The 13,615-nt window shown below is 58.8% G+C and carries 13 protein-coding genes and 2 pseudogenes; 7 read left to right on the top strand and 8 right to left on the bottom strand.

Annotated features, from left to right (window positions below; all coding sequences use genetic code 11):
* Positions 1–159 precede the first annotated feature (159 nt).
* From rbsK to BLU48_RS10725, 3 genes are read left to right on the top strand one after another with little or no spacing between them, the layout of a single operon-like run.
* A complete protein-coding gene (gene rbsK, locus BLU48_RS10735; protein WP_057022323.1) occupies positions 160–1,080 on the top strand; it encodes a ribokinase in 921 nt (306 codons plus the stop codon).
* Between the two features lie 27 nt (positions 1,081–1,107).
* On the top strand, positions 1,108–2,439 hold the full coding sequence (gene fucP, locus BLU48_RS10730; protein WP_046068121.1) for an L-fucose:H+ symporter permease: 1,332 nt from the start codon (positions 1,108–1,110) through the stop codon (positions 2,437–2,439).
* Complete coding sequence (locus BLU48_RS10725; protein ID WP_057022322.1) at positions 2,436–3,482, top strand: aldose 1-epimerase family protein; 1,047 nt, start codon at positions 2,436–2,438, stop codon at positions 3,480–3,482. The genes fucP and BLU48_RS10725 overlap by 4 nt, the downstream gene beginning before the upstream one ends.
* Here the strand turns inward: BLU48_RS10725 and deoR are convergent.
* Entirely contained in the window at positions 3,479–4,237 is a 759-nt protein-coding gene (gene deoR, locus BLU48_RS10720) for a DNA-binding transcriptional repressor DeoR (protein WP_057022321.1), read from the bottom strand. The genes BLU48_RS10725 and deoR overlap by 4 nt on opposite strands.
* A 128-nt stretch (positions 4,238–4,365) precedes the next feature.
* On the opposite strand from deoR, the gene deoC reads away from it, so the two are divergent.
* Positions 4,366–5,049 carry a deoxyribose-phosphate aldolase gene (gene deoC / locus BLU48_RS10715; protein ID WP_057022320.1) on the top strand — a complete coding sequence of 228 codons (684 nt, stop codon included), beginning with the start codon at positions 4,366–4,368 and terminating at the stop codon, positions 5,047–5,049.
* Positions 5,050–5,259: 210 nt separating this feature from the next.
* A complete protein-coding gene (locus BLU48_RS10710; protein WP_057022680.1) occupies positions 5,260–5,694 on the top strand; it encodes a hypothetical protein in 435 nt (144 codons plus the stop codon).
* A 635-nt stretch (positions 5,695–6,329) separates the two neighbouring features.
* Here BLU48_RS10710 and BLU48_RS10705 read toward each other — a convergent pair.
* The 3 genes and pseudogenes from BLU48_RS10705 to BLU48_RS10695 form a co-directional block, all read right to left on the bottom strand.
* Positions 6,330–6,747 (bottom strand): annotated as a pseudogene (locus BLU48_RS10705) (DUF1810 domain-containing protein).
* Positions 6,748–6,759: 12 nt separating this feature from the next.
* The gene (locus tag BLU48_RS10700; protein ID WP_057022319.1) at positions 6,760–8,067 is read right to left on the bottom strand and encodes an ATP-binding protein; all 1,308 of its coding nucleotides are present in this window, start codon (positions 8,065–8,067) and stop codon (positions 6,760–6,762) included.
* Entirely contained in the window at positions 8,064–8,804 is a 741-nt protein-coding gene (locus BLU48_RS10695) for a response regulator (RefSeq protein ID WP_057022318.1), read from the bottom strand. The genes BLU48_RS10700 and BLU48_RS10695 overlap by 4 nt, the downstream gene beginning before the upstream one ends.
* A gap of 304 nt (positions 8,805–9,108) precedes the next feature.
* On the opposite strand from BLU48_RS10695, the gene BLU48_RS10690 reads away from it, so the two are divergent.
* Positions 9,109–9,369: a DUF2790 domain-containing protein gene (locus BLU48_RS10690; protein WP_057022317.1), complete on the top strand. Its 261-nt coding sequence runs from the start codon at positions 9,109–9,111 to the stop codon at positions 9,367–9,369.
* Between the two features lie 30 nt (positions 9,370–9,399).
* The gene (locus BLU48_RS10685; RefSeq protein WP_057022316.1) at positions 9,400–10,611 is read left to right on the top strand and encodes a cytochrome c biogenesis protein DipZ; all 1,212 of its coding nucleotides are present in this window, start codon (positions 9,400–9,402) and stop codon (positions 10,609–10,611) included.
* Positions 10,612–10,710: 99 nt separating this feature from the next.
* Here BLU48_RS10685 and BLU48_RS10680 read toward each other — a convergent pair whose 3' ends face one another.
* The 4 genes and pseudogenes from BLU48_RS10680 to BLU48_RS10670 form a co-directional block, all read right to left on the bottom strand.
* Positions 10,711–12,129, bottom strand: a complete 1,419-nt coding sequence (locus BLU48_RS10680; protein WP_057022315.1) for an aldehyde dehydrogenase family protein — start codon at positions 12,127–12,129, stop codon at positions 10,711–10,713.
* Positions 12,112–12,293 (bottom strand): annotated as a pseudogene (locus BLU48_RS32260) (creatininase family protein); the annotation flags it as partial. The gene BLU48_RS10680 and the pseudogene BLU48_RS32260, both read right to left, overlap by 18 nt.
* A 6-nt stretch (positions 12,294–12,299) precedes the next feature.
* A complete protein-coding gene (locus BLU48_RS10675) occupies positions 12,300–13,076 on the bottom strand; it encodes an alpha/beta fold hydrolase (protein ID WP_057022314.1) in 777 nt (258 codons plus the stop codon).
* A gap of 24 nt (positions 13,077–13,100) precedes the next feature.
* A complete protein-coding gene (locus BLU48_RS10670) occupies positions 13,101–13,610 on the bottom strand; it encodes a cytochrome P460 family protein (RefSeq protein WP_057022313.1) in 510 nt (169 codons plus the stop codon).
* Positions 13,611–13,615: the final 5 nt, after the last annotated feature.

The raw sequence follows: 13,615 nt of genomic DNA, 5'->3' as shown, positions 1-13,615 counted from the left end.
TACCGGCGCTTATAGCCGGCCCTTGCCCGTGCCTATTCGTACGATGCATTGAATCGTGTTCGCAAAAAAAAGATTGAATATTCACACCTAATGTTATTTAAATAACAAAACAAGAGCGGCATGACCTGCCTGGTCGTGCCGCAACAAGGTGGAATAGCAATGAGCAAGATCGCAGTCATCGGCAGCAACATGGTGGATTTGATTACCTATATCGACCGTATGCCGGCCCAGGGCGAAACCCTGGAAGCACCTGGCTTTGCCATGGGTTGCGGCGGCAAAGGGGCCAACCAGGCAGTGGCGGCTGCCAAGCTTGGGGCTGATGTCCTGATGCTGAGCAAGGTCGGCGACGACATGTTTGCCGACAACACAGTGGCCAACTTCCAGCGCTTTGGCATCGACACCCGTTATGTGCAGCGCGTGCCTGGTGTTTCCAGTGGCGTCGCGCCGATTTTTGTTCGGGCCGATTCCCACAACAGTATCTTGATCGTCAAGGGCGCCAATGCGCATTTGCTGCCGATGGACATCGAGGCGGCGGCCGCCGACCTGCGTGACTGCACGCTGATCGTGCTGCAGCTGGAGATCAATCTGGAGACGGTCTACCACGCCATCGAGTTCGCTCACCGACAGGGTATCGCGGTGCTCCTCAACCCCGCACCGGCCCTGGCCGGCTTGAGCCGTGAGCACCTGGCGCACCTTGACTTCCTGATCCCCAACGAATCGGAACTGGCGTTGATCACAGGCGAAGTCGTGGACTCGCCGGAATCGGCCCGAACCGCTGCCCGCGGCCTGGTGGCCAGCGGTATCCGTCACGTGATCGTTACCCTCGGCGAGCACGGTGCGCTGTACGTGGGGGAGGAGGGGGAGTTCCAGGTGCCGGGGGTACGGGTTGACGCCCGCGACACCACCGGTGCCGGCGATGCCTTTATCGGTTGCTTTATTCACCACTGGAACCGCGACCGCCATATTCGTCAGGCCATGGAGCAGGCGGTGGCGTATTCCGCTTGCTCGGTCATGGGGCTGGGGACGCAGAGTTCCTATCCCGACAGCGAAACGTTCGATCGCTTTAAGCAACAGCGCTGACACCCTCACCCAGCCCGGAGAACAATAATGAACAAACCTGCGCTGCAACAGACTCCCGATGGTTTCTACCTGAACCGCACGCCCTGGTTCGCCTTTATCCTGCTGTGCAGCATCTTTGCACTGTGGGCTGCTGCGGCGAGCATGAACGATGTGCTGATCGCCCACTTCAAGAAAGCGTTTTTGCTGAGTGATTTCCAGACGGCCTTTGTGCAGTCGGCGTTTTACCTGGGCTACTTTTTTGTGGCGATTCCGGCTGCGATGGTGGTCCGTCGTTTCAGCTACAAGAGCACGATTCTGGTGGGGCTGCTGCTGTACATGCTGGGTTGCTTGTTGTTTTTCCCGGCCGCGTCCACGGCCAAGTACGGCATGTTCCTGCTGGCGCTGTTTGTGATCGCCGCCGGCCTGTCGTTCCTGGAAACCGCCTGCAATACCTACTCGACACTGATGGGGCCCCGGGAAACCGGGACCCGGCGCTTGAATATCTCGCAGACCTTTCACCCGTTCGGGGCCATGGCCGGGGTGTATGTGGGCAGTTTCGTGATGTTCAAGGACACCGACGCCACCACTGAACAACTGGCTCAGATGAGCGCTTCCGAGGCAGCGGTGCAGCAATTGCAGATGATCCAGTCCACGTTGTTGCCCTATAAGTGGATGATTGCGGTGCTGGTGCTGATGTTTATCCTTGTCGCGATTACCCGGTTCCCCGCGTGCAAAGGCAATAAGCCTGCCGACAGCAAGCCGGGCAGCGTGCGTCAAAGCCTGGGGCGGCTGTGGCGTAACCCGCGCTTTACTTTTGGCGTATTGGCGCAGTTTCTTTATGTGGGGGCGCAGGTCGGGGTATGGAGCTTCACCATCCGGCTGGCCATGCAGATGGGCGGTATGAATGAACGCAGCGCTTCATGGTTTCTGCTGACCACCTTTGCCGCCTACTTTGTCGGCAAGTTGATCGCCAACCTGTTGATGCGGCGCCTGCACCCTGCCAAGGTACTCGCGATCTACGGGGTGCTGTGTATCGTGCTGCTGGCCTACACCATTCTGGTGCCGAACATTTCGGCGGTATATGCAGCGGTCGGCGTGAGTATTTTCCTCGGTCCTTGCTGGCCCACCATCTACGGCCTGACCATCGATGGCCTGGGTGAAGACACCGGCGTCGGCGGTTCATTGCTGGTGATGAGCATTGTCGGCGGCGGAGTGATCCCGATCTTCCAGGGCCTGTTGTCTGACGCCAGCGGCGGCAACATGCAACTGGCTTACAGCGTGCCGTTGCTGTGCTTCATTGTGATCGTGATGTATGCACTCAAGTGCATGCGCCAACCCGGCGCCTTACCGGTGGGCGCGACCGGGGCGGTGGCCTCATGAAGACACGTATCGCGTTGTACCCTGCGGTGTTTGGCGAGCAGGAGAAAATCCTGCTGCAATCGTCGGCCTTCAAGGTCAGTGCCTGGACTTACCCGTCTGGTGTGCTGGCCGTAAGCCTGGAGAATAGCCGTGGCCGATTGGTGATACTGCCTTATCAGGGGCAGATGATCTGGTCAGCCATGTTCGACGGTTGCGACTTGACCATGAGCAACCTGTTCGAGCAACCCCGGCCCAGCCCGACGATCATCGAGACCTACGGCTGCTTCATGTTTCACAGTGGCCTGCTGCGCAACGGCTGTCCGGCGCCGGATGATACGCATGCCTTGCACGGCGAAATGCCCTGTGCGCCCATGGACAAGGCCTGGCTGGAGGTGGACGAGGGCGTTGTACGCCTGGGGGGCTCGTATGAATATGCCAAAGGGTTCGGCGATCGCTACCGGGCAAGCCCCAGCGTGGCACTGCGCGCCGATTCGGCCGTGTTCGATATCGACATGCAGGTAACGAACCTGGCCGGCAAGCCCATGGACTTGATGTACATGGCCCACATGAACTATGCGTACGTGGACGGTGCGCGGTTTGTCGAGCCATTGGGCACGCAGCGCCAGCGTTTGCGCACCAGCGTGCCGGACCATGTCAAGCCGACGCCAGCCTGGAGCGCCTACATGGCGCAACTGGCCGAGCAGCCTGCGCAATTGGCCTGCCTTGAGCAACCGGCCTTGTACGACCCTGAGATCGTGTTTTTCTTCGACGGCGTCGGTACAGACGCCACGGGCCAGGCGCACTTTCTGCTGGATCATCCCAGCGGTGCGGCGTTCTACACCCGCTACCGTCCCGAGCAATTTGCCCACGCCGCCCGCTGGATCCTGCACACCCCGGATCAGCAAGTGGCGGCGTTCGTGTTGCCGTCCACCTGCGAACCCGAGGGCTATAACGCCGAGAAAGCCAAAGGCCACGTACGTGTGCTGGCGGCCGGAGCCAGCGCTTCGTTCAGTGTCAGCACCGGTTATTTGAGTGCGCAGGAGCGGCAACGGTTGCTGGGTTAAACCAGCAACTGCGCGCCATTGGCCTGGATGACGTCCTTATAGCTGCGGGGGATTTTCTTGTCGCTGACCACGTACTGAAAGTCTTCCAGGGCGGCGAAGTGCGCGGTGCGCACCGTGTCGAACTTACTGAAATCGGCAAGCAACACGCGTTGCTGAGCCTGGCGCATGACCTTCTGCTTGACCTCTACTTCATTGAAGTTGAAACACGTTACGCCAAACGCCTGGCTGACGCCGGCGGCGGTCACGAAGGCCCACGTCAGGCGCACGCTGTCCAGGATGCTGCTCTCGGCGCTGCTTTCAAACACCTGGTTCTTGCGGTGAAAGGTGCCGCCGCACAACACGATGTGGCAATTGGGCTTGTTCTGCAGTTTGAGCAGCACGTTCAAGGAGCTGCACACCGCAGTGAATTCCAGCGCATCAGGGATGAAATCAACGACAAAAGGCGAGGTGGTGCCACAGTCGAAAAATACCGTATCACCGGCCTGGATCAACGAGGCGGCGAGTTTGCCGATGCGGCGTTTTTCCTCGACGTGGCGGGTGTCCTGCTCGGCCACTCGGTAATCGCCGCTCTCATTGCCGATGCGGGTGATATAGCCACCCAGCAGCCGCAGGTGATCGCTGAAGTGGTTGAGATCGCGGCGCAGGGTCATCTCGGAAACGTCCAGCAGTGCAGCCATTTCCTTCAGGTGAATGGCGTTCTGGTCTTGCAGGGCTTGTTGGATAAGCTTCAATCGCTCGGCTTTTCTACTGTCCACGAGTCTTCCAGGGCTTGATTGTTGGTGTTAAATAAGTAACATTATTTGTTATTATTGTAACTAATTAACGTGAGCGCTGTGACAAGCGCCTCACAATCATTGGCAACATACAGGCAAGGGCCCATTAAATGAACAGTCTCCCACCCGCCGCATTGGCCAAGTACATCGATCACACCTTGCTGGCGCCCGACGCCTCCCGTGCACAGATCCGCACCTTGTGCGAGGAAGCCCGCGAGCATGGCTTTTATTCGGTGTGCCTCAATTCCGCACAGGTGCCTTACGCCGCTTCGTGCCTGACCGACAACAGGGTGGTGATTTGCGCCGTGGTTGGCTTTCCACTGGGCGCCGGCTTGAGTAATACCAAGGCTTTCGAAGCCCAACAAGCGATTGCCGCCGGGGCAGGGGAGATCGATATGGTGCTCAATATCGGCTGGTTGAAGGACGGGCTGCTGGACGCCGTGCGCGAAGACATCGCCCTGGTCCAACAGGCCTGCGGCGCCGTGCCGTTGAAGGTCATCCTGGAAACCTGCCTGCTTGATGACAAGCAGAAGGTCCAGGCCTGCGAGATCTGCCGTGACCTGGGTGTGGCCTTCGTCAAGACGTCCACCGGGTTCAGCCGAAGCGGGGCTACGGTCGAAGATGTGGCACTGATGCGCAGAACTGTGGGTGCCAGGGTTGGGGTAAAGGCATCCGGTGGGGTGCGCGATTATCCAACGGCGTTGAAGATGATTGAAGCCGGCGCGACACGTTTGGGCAGCAGCTCTGGGATTGCGATTGTGGCTGGGGCGATGACGGCGGCGAATGGTTATTGAGGTTTTTTGTCAGAGCGATAAAGCTTTATATATATAACTCTACTAAATAGTCATTTAGTTTAGTTATAGGTATTAGTTATATTGCAAGGCAGAGCTAGCTCATCCTTTACGCTAGTGTGGGTACATGCACGATACTTAACATTTGAGCATCATAAAGGGACGGTCTATATGCGGGGAAGGCTTACGTCAGGTCTATGGGCGGCATGTTTCGTGACCAGTGCCACGGCGCTGGCGGATGAACTGCCGCGTAGCGAGCAGATAAAAGCTTTCCGCGCTGCTGGATTTAACCAAGAGACGTCGGAGTGCGAAATCGAGACGACAGGTAGCTACACGCCGGCAACCATGGAGTTGATTGAGGACCTGAACGGTGACGGTCGGCCGGATGCGTTGATTACCGAAGGCAGCACTGACTGTTATGGGCAAGCGGGTACCGGGTTTTATCTAGTCAGTCAGCAGCCTGACGGTCACTGGAAACTCATGCTCAAAGAAAGTGGCGTCGCTGAGTTTCTCCCTGGCAAAGGCAGTAATGGTTGGCCTGATGTCGAGGTCGGCGGCCCGGGCTCTTGTTTCCCAGTACTGCGTTATGACGGACAACGTTATCGATTTCACCACAGCGTTGGTGAACGGTGTGCTGACTCGCCGTAAACGTCCGATGGCCCAAGAGTCAAACGGAGGCAGGTTAGCGAGGGCGACGATGGCTGCTTTTGAATCTGGGGCGCGGTGGTCTGGGTCGCTTAGTGAAATGCGCCGACCGGAGCCCCTGACGTACAGTTCAGCTGGTTCGCATAATGTATATTATGTTAAATTGAATGTTGTGAAGAAACCCTGTCACTTGCCCCCTGATGATTCTGTAAGGATCTGCAGTTAAATGGATCATCAGTGATGCGCCACAAAAATGGCCGACCTGGTCTTTCCTCACCATGCTCTACAGGATGCAAGGTTGATTACCGATTTTGAGGCTGCAGATCCTCGCCCCTCCATGGAGAGCGCTACCCGACGAAAGACGCCTATGTGGCTGCCCGCAGAGCGGCACACAAACTGGTCACGGCGCGGATGCTGCTGCCCGAAGGCCGCACTCGGCTCGTCATGGAAGCACAGGATAAAGGCGTACGCAGCGGGCCTTGAGCGCGCGCCTTTTTAAGGCGGGTTCAATCGCACCCGGCTGAGCTGAGTCGGTCCAGCATGATGCAGCTGGCGCAACTCACCACCCTCCTCCTTGAGTCGCTCCAGATACACATCAACGTTCAGCAATTGATAAGGATCCTCCCAGGGTTTAGCACTCACGCCGATTGCCCAAGCAAGAGCAGTGTCTTGCGGTCCGGCTCACCCGAATAAAACTGATCGAGCGCCTGCTGATACACAGCGGGGCCGGACGGGACACTCTTGAACAGCGTAAGACAGGAGCGAAATTTCAGGTCATCGGGCGAGCCGAATATCTGCTCGGCACTCACCCCTCGATGCTGCAAAACGGCCGCGACGCACGCCTCCAGTCGTGGCCCCAGCAACTCATGCTCGAGGTAGGCACGAGCAAATCGCGAAGCGTCCGGCCATATCGGAGCGACCCAGCCCCCGCAATTGCGGGAAGACGAACCACATCCAATGGCTCGTCTTGCGGCCCGCGCGCAGCTCGTCCATGACTCGACTGAACACCGGGCGCTGAGCCTCGACGAAACGGGACAGATTGAACGTATCCTGCATGATTCGCTGCTCCTACGATAAGCGCGTCGGTAATCTCAGTTCTGCGCACAGTCCGCCGCCTTCGCGATTTCTCAAGGTCAGGGAGCCGCCGAGGGCTTGTGCCAGTTGCTGGGCGATAGCCAGGCCCAGGCCCGTGCCGCCGGTGCTGCGGTTGCGCGAATTTTCCACGCGGTAAAATGGCTCAACCACACGGGCCAGCTCCTCTTCGGCGATGCCGGGACCACGATCCATCACGGTCACCGAGAGGCTGTCGCCGTCCTTCAATTCGACCCGCAGCTGCGCTGCTCCGGCGAATTTGAGCGCGTTATCCGTGAGGTTTACCAGCACTCGGCGCAGCGCGTGGGGCCGCGTGTGAATCACTGCGTTGCTTTTGCCGCTGAGCTGCACGTCCTTGCCCATGTCCTGGTAGTCGAACACGAGGCTGTCGAGGAATGAATCAAGATCGGTACGGCGGCTTTCTTCGGTGGCACCATGCACGCTGCGGGCATAGGCAACGCCTTCACGCACCAGATGCTCCATCTCGCCGAGGTCATTCCACAATTTGTCTTTGTCGCCGCAGTCGTCCATCAATTCGGCACGCAGCTTCATACGCGTGATCGGGGTTTGCAGGTCGTGGGAAATCGCCGCCAGCAGTTGCATGCGCTCTTTCAGATAGGCAGCAATGCGCGCCTGCATGGCATTGAAGGCGATGGCCGCGTGTGCGACTTCGGTCGGGCCTTGTTCATCCAGATGCACCGGGTGAGTATTGGGATCGAGGTTTGCCACGGCCTGGGCCAGGCGGGTCAGCGGGCGTATGGCAATGCGCACGGCCAGCCACGCGCACAGAATCATCAAGGCCAACTGGCCCAGCAAAACCACCGGCAGCCACGGCGACAACGGCACCATTGAGGGGCGCACGTCGATGGTCACTGGGCTGCCGTCGGTCAGTTTCAGATGCACCTGGAAGTGTTTGATAGGCCCGGGAATGTCTGTCACGGTCATCGGGTAATCCTTGCCGATGGCCTCCTTGATCGAGGTCACTGCAATTGGCGTGTCACGCAGGGCGGCGCCTGGCGAGCCTTCATCGAGCAAATAGCGGTAATTGCGTCGATCCAGTTGTTTCAACCAACCCATGCGTTCCTCGGCGGGCAAGCGGTCAAGGATGGCAATGGACGTCGACACATCGGTTTCCAGATTACCGAGCATGGTGTTTTTCGCGGTTTCGTAACGCTCGTAATACTGCACGCCGAAGGACAAGGCCTGCGCCAGGGTCAGCCCTACCAGAAAGATCAGCGACAGCCGCGAGACCAGGGTTCGAGGCCAATGCAGCGAAGGCTTCATGCCGGTGCTCCAAGCACTTGCACCGGCAGCGAGAAGACATACCCCTCGCTGCGCACGGTTTTGATGTAAGCCGGCTCGCGGGCATCGTCAAGCAGGCGTTGGCGCAGGCGGCTGACCAGCAGATCAATGGAACGGTCGAACAGGTCTGCGTCACGGCCCTGGGTCAGGTTGAGCAACTGGTCGCGATTGAGTACCCGTTGCGGATGGTCGAGGAACACCCGCAGCAGGCGATATTCAGCGCCGCTGAGGGCGACCATGGTGCCGTCTTCATCAAGCAGATGACGGGCGGATGTGTCCAGGCGCCAGCGCCCGAACTCCAGCAACCTTCCGGTTTCGGTAACGACCAGGTTGGGCGGCAGCATGCGCGTACGGCGCAGCACAGCCTTGATGCGCGCCAGCAATTCACGGGCGGCGAACGGCTTGACCAGGTAATCGTCGGCGCCCATTTCCAAACCGATGATGCGATCGGTTTCGTCGTTGCGGGCGGTCAGCATCAGCACCGGCGTGGCCTTGTGTTTACCGGCGCGAATGTCGCGGCAGAGCACCAGGCCATCGTCGCCGGGCATCATGATGTCCAGCACGATCAGGTCCACTGGCGTGGTCTCGAGAAACGAGCGCATCTGGCGGCCATCCGCAACCACGGTAGTGCGCAGGCCGTTCTTCTTCAGGTAGCTGCCTACCATCTCTCGAATCTCACGGTCATCGTCCACGATGAGAATGTGATCAACGTGTTCCATGGGCCAAGCCTCTGTCAATGGGAATTGCGGCTCAGTCTATAGAGACTGAGTCCGTTCGCCCGCGGCGGTTTGTATTGCAGTGTATCTGCTCTGGCGAAGGATACACGCAGAGGCAAAAACAACAATTTCCGGGGGTTTGTATGGCCGTGTATCAGGACCGGGTCCTGATACGAACCGAGTTATCCGCGGCTGTTTTTGACACAGACGAGATACCTCACGGGCTTCTAATGAGCCACATCGAGGCCAACCCAAGCGCCTCGGCTCAACTGAACCACCCAACCATTGAAGCCTTGAGAAGACGACCATGAACACCAATACCCTCTATGCCACTTGCCTGTTTGCCGCCCTGAATATCTGCACCTTCTCGGCCCGCGCCGAAGCTGACGTCACGCCGCAAACCTACACCTACGGCACGCACCTGGACATCCAGAAAGTGGTGGCAATGACACAGGATGCCGGGGCTTCCTGCGGCATTGTCGATGCCCAACTGACCTACCTGAATTCGCAGGGCAAGACCGAGACCCTGAACTACCGCAAATTTGCCGATTGCCACAGCGATAACTGAGTTCGGCCCACATTTCATCAGGTGACCCTTATGTTCCTCATCGCATTCCTGGGCGGCTTATTGACCGTCCTCAGCCCTTGTATCCTGCCGGTCGTGCCATTTCTGTTCGCCGGTATCGACCGCACACGCTCATCGATCCTGCTTACCCTTGGCGGCATGGTCCTGACCTTCGCGCTGATTTCCAGTCTGGCCGTGGTCAGCAGTGAATGGGTGATTCAGGCCAACAACACCGGGCGTCATGTGGCACTGGTGGTGATGGCGCTGTTTGCCTTGTCGCTGATTTCGGCGCGAATCAGTGGCTGGCTGGCCAGCCCGTTCGTGTTACTGGGCAATCGCCTCGACCCCCAGACGCGCAGAATGTCCGGGCCGCTGGGTTCGCTGATGATCGGCGTCGCTACCGGCCTGCTCTGGGCACCGTGCGCCGGGCCTATCCTCGGGGTGATCCTTACCGGCGCCATGCTGCAAGGCGCCAATGCGCAAACCAGCCTGCTGCTGGCAGCCTACGGCCTGGGCAGTGCACTGTCGTTGGGTACGCTGATTTTCGCCGGACGCGGTTTAGTCAATCGCCTGAAGGCCTCGATTCCGGTCACCGGCTGGCTGCGTCGCGCCACCGGTTTTGCGGTCCTGGCCGCAGCGCTGATGATTTCTACCGGTGCCGACAAGTCGCTGTTGGCCGGGGCGTCGTCCGAAGGCGTCAGCGTGCTGGAAAAAGGCGTATTGGAAAGCGTCCCCAAAGTTGTCGAATACCTGGTAAGCAAGGCCAAGGCCGAACCCACCCTCGACAACGCCCAAGGCCCGATGCCGTCGCTGTCCGGCGCGGTGGAATGGCTCAATTCGCCCGCACTGACCAGTGAGTCGCTCAGAGGCAAAGTGGTGCTCGTCGATTTCTGGACTTACGACTGCATCAATTGCCAGCACGCCCTGCCGTATGTGAAGGACTGGGCGCAGAAATACGAGAAGGATGGCTTGGTGGTAATCGGCGTCCACACTCCGGAATACGGCTTTGAACGCATCATCAGCAATGTCAGGGATGAGGTAAAAAAGCTCGGCATCACTTACCCGGTGGCCATCGATAACAACTACGCGATCTGGCGCAACTTCGATAACCAGTACTGGCCTGCGCACTACCTGATCGACGCCAAAGGGCAGGTGCGTTTCACCCACTTCGGAGAAGGTGGCTACAAGACGCAGGAAAAGATGATTCAGCAACTGCTGCAGGAGGCGAAAGCTGCAGCCGCTTAACCCTTAAAAAACAATGGCCCACAGGCAACGCGCCGTGGGCCATTAGCTTTTTCTCCTGCGGCCTGGGTTGTGCGACCACAATCTCCCGCCAACCCCAGGCTAATCGGACACGATGCTTTTGGCCTCAAGAAATGCTTCCAGCCCAAAGACTCCAAACTCCCGGCCGACACCGGACTGCTTTACCCCGCCGAACGGCGCCAGCAGCTCTGGCGAAATTCTGTTGATCAACACCGAGCCGGCCTGCAGCTGGTTCGCCAGGCGTTGGGCACGTTCCGGTTGCCGGGAAAACACATAAGCTTGCAAGCCGTAGATACTGGCATTGGCAATAGCGATCGCTTGTTCTTGCGAGTCATACGCAATTATCGATAGCACCGGGCCGAAAATCTCCTCTTGCGCGATGTTCATGTCACTGCTGACGTCGGCAAAGACCGTAGGCCTGACGAAATAGCCCTTATCCAAACCGGTCGGTCTGCCCTCCCCGCCGATAATCAACGTCGCGCCTTGCGCCTGCCCGCGGCGGATGAAAGCTTGTACGCGGTCGAATTGGGCGCGATTGACCAGCGGCCCGAGGGCAGTGGCCGGATCCTGCGGATTGCCGACGACCATCGCCCCAACCAGGCTTTTGACGCGGTTGATAATGTCCTCGGCGTGCGTGCGTGGCACCAGCAGACGTGTGCCGGCGACACATGCCTGACCGTTGTTCATGAACGCCGCATTCAGAGCCAGGGGAATGGCGATGTCGAGATCGGCGTCATCCAGGATGATAGAGGCCGACTTCCCCGTGAGCGACAGACTCACTCGCTTCATGGTCTCGATTCCGGCGCGTGCAATGAGCTTTCCGGTGGCGGTGGACCCGGTGAATGAAATTTTCGCGATGAGTGGGCTGGCGCTGATTTCGTCACCCACATCACTGCCGCGTCCCAACAGAATGTTGAAAACCCCTTTGGGCAACTCTGCGCGATGCAACGCTTGGGCGAGTACGGTGGTCTGCAACGGGCTCAACTCGCTCGGTTTGATGACCGAGGCACAGCCAGCCGCAATGGCCGATGCCAGTTTGCTGCATATCGTCCCGGCGGTGCTGTTCCAGGGGGCAAACAGCGCCGCGACTCCGACCGGCTCCATCACCACGGTAGCGTCACCGACCGAACGACTCAGGTCGAAATGTTTCAACACCTGCGCCGCATTGGTAAATGACTGCGAAGCGTAGCGACTGACCCATTGCGCACGGGCAAACGGCGCACCGTACTCTTGGATGGCGGTATCGCGAATTTCATTCGTGCTCGCCAGCACGGCAGCCTGCAACTGCTCGAGCATGTCGATACGCTCGGCCTTCGAGGTGCGGCCCATCGCGACTTGAGCACGCGAAGCCGCCGCGATAGCGCGCCTGGCATCTTCACGATCAGCCAGGGTGAGCGTACCGATGACCTCCTCGGTAGCTGGATTGATGCATTGCACCGTTTCATTGCCCTGAACGGGAACGAATGCTCCATCAATGTAACTGTGATTAATCTTCCACATCGTGGCGTACCTGATTATGGGGCCCCAGTTGGCGATCTGTGGCGAGTAGTCAACCGACTTGATAGCGTGCGAATAGGCCCACTGGGTCACGGCAATTCCGAAGGCGTTGCATGAATGCCGTGTCCTGTCGGGAACTGGTCCTTCGCCAGATCATTGATACCCTCAGCGTGTTACTTCGCCGTGGCGGCTTTTTCGATCAGGCGGGCAACCGGTTCCGGGTTCGAAACCATCACGACATGTGAAGCGCCCTTGACCACTTCCACGGCTTTGGCTGCGGCGCGCTTGGCCATGAATGCCATGGCTTGCGGGGGAATGTTCTTGTCCTTGTCGCCGTAGATGTACCAGGACGGAATATGCTTCCAGGCGGGGCTGCCGGACGCTTCGTTGAGCGCCGCTTCTGTTACCGGACGTTGAGTGGTGGCCATCAATGCCGCCTCTTTCGCGGGGACGTCAGCGGCAAACTGGTTGTGAAATTTGTCCTGCTGGATGTACAAATCCTTGCCCCCATCGGCCAGCGGTACAGGCGCAGCCAGCGTTGGGCCCAGCGTGCTGCCCGGGAATTTGCCGGCCAGCCCGGCGACGGTTTCCCCGGCCTCAGGTGCAAACGCACTGACGTAAACCAGGGCTTTGACGTTGACATGATCGTTGGCCGCATCACTGATAACGTTGCCGCCATAGGAATGGCCGACCAACACCACCGGCGAATGAATGCTCGTCAGCAATGCCGAGATTGCCGAACCATCGCTCTTTACACCGCGCAATGGGTTGGCAGCGGCAACCACCGGGTAACCGTCCTTCTCGAGAATCTTCACGACGCCATTCCAACTCGACGCATCGGCAAAGGCGCCATGCACGAGCACAATCGTGGGTTTTTCAGTTTGCGACCAGGCGTGTGTCGCCATGCTCAGGCTGACGGCGACGGCTAGTGCGGTTAATACTTTTTTCATTGTTAACTCCAGGTTTGACGGGAATCAGGGAGCGAAGCGAGTGAACACAAAGTCGTGATTACGCACTCGCGCCTGGTGACAGGCGAAGCAGGTGTCGTGTTGGGCTTCATCGGCCGGTTTACCGTTGATAAACCGCCCGAATCCCCAACCACCGGTTGCTGCATATTTTTTCGAGTCCTTGACCATCACCTGCACGGTCGTGGCCGGCCCCGGGATGGACGCCGGCTCGAATTCCGGGGACTGCACATGTTTCCAGGCCAGCTTTACCAGCACCGTGCCATCGGGGAATGGCAGCGTTGAGTCCTGATAAGCCTTGATGGCCAAGTCATTGCCCAGCACGGCTCGCAGTTCATTCAGGGGTGCTGCTTCCTGCGCCGGCGCAATCAGCGGCCATAGGCGGTAGTTTTCAGGTAATTTCACGCCATAGATCGGTGAGGCGTCGCCAGTACTGGCGTCGCCCGAGGCAACACCGGTAGCGGTCAACGCTGCGATTGCAATGGCAGCCGACATCGCGGCAAGAAATTTCAGCTTCATCATCG

It is taken from the genome of Pseudomonas synxantha (assembly GCF_900105675.1).
Classification (GTDB): Bacteria; Pseudomonadota; Gammaproteobacteria; order Pseudomonadales; family Pseudomonadaceae; genus Aquipseudomonas; species Aquipseudomonas synxantha.
This window is presented reverse-complemented; position numbering and strand designations above follow the sequence as displayed.

Excerpts from the sequence above, each read along its gene's own strand:
- BLU48_RS10675 (WP_057022314.1), bottom strand. The coding sequence starts at position 13,076 with ATGAAAAAAGTATTAACCGCACTAGCCGTCGCCGTCAGCCTGAGCATG.
- BLU48_RS10690 (WP_057022317.1), top strand. The coding sequence starts at position 9,109 with ATGAACACCAATACCCTCTATGCCACTTGCCTGTTTGCCGCCCTGAAT.
- BLU48_RS10700 (WP_057022319.1), bottom strand. The coding sequence starts at position 8,067 with ATGAAGCCTTCGCTGCATTGGCCTCGAACCCTGGTCTCGCGGCTGTCG.
- fucP (WP_046068121.1), top strand. The coding sequence starts at position 1,108 with ATGAACAAACCTGCGCTGCAACAGACTCCCGATGGTTTCTACCTGAAC.
- BLU48_RS10680 (WP_057022315.1), bottom strand. The coding sequence starts at position 12,129 with ATGTGGAAGATTAATCACAGTTACATTGATGGAGCATTCGTTCCCGTT.
- BLU48_RS10695 (WP_057022318.1), bottom strand. The coding sequence starts at position 8,804 with ATGGAACACGTTGATCACATTCTCATCGTGGACGATGACCGTGAGATT.
- BLU48_RS10725 (WP_057022322.1), top strand. The coding sequence starts at position 2,436 with ATGAAGACACGTATCGCGTTGTACCCTGCGGTGTTTGGCGAGCAGGAG.
- rbsK (WP_057022323.1), top strand. The coding sequence starts at position 160 with ATGAGCAAGATCGCAGTCATCGGCAGCAACATGGTGGATTTGATTACC.
- deoC (WP_057022320.1), top strand. The coding sequence starts at position 4,366 with ATGAACAGTCTCCCACCCGCCGCATTGGCCAAGTACATCGATCACACC.
- BLU48_RS10685 (WP_057022316.1), top strand. The coding sequence starts at position 9,400 with ATGTTCCTCATCGCATTCCTGGGCGGCTTATTGACCGTCCTCAGCCCT.
- BLU48_RS10670 (WP_057022313.1), bottom strand. The coding sequence starts at position 13,610 with ATGAAGCTGAAATTTCTTGCCGCGATGTCGGCTGCCATTGCAATCGCA.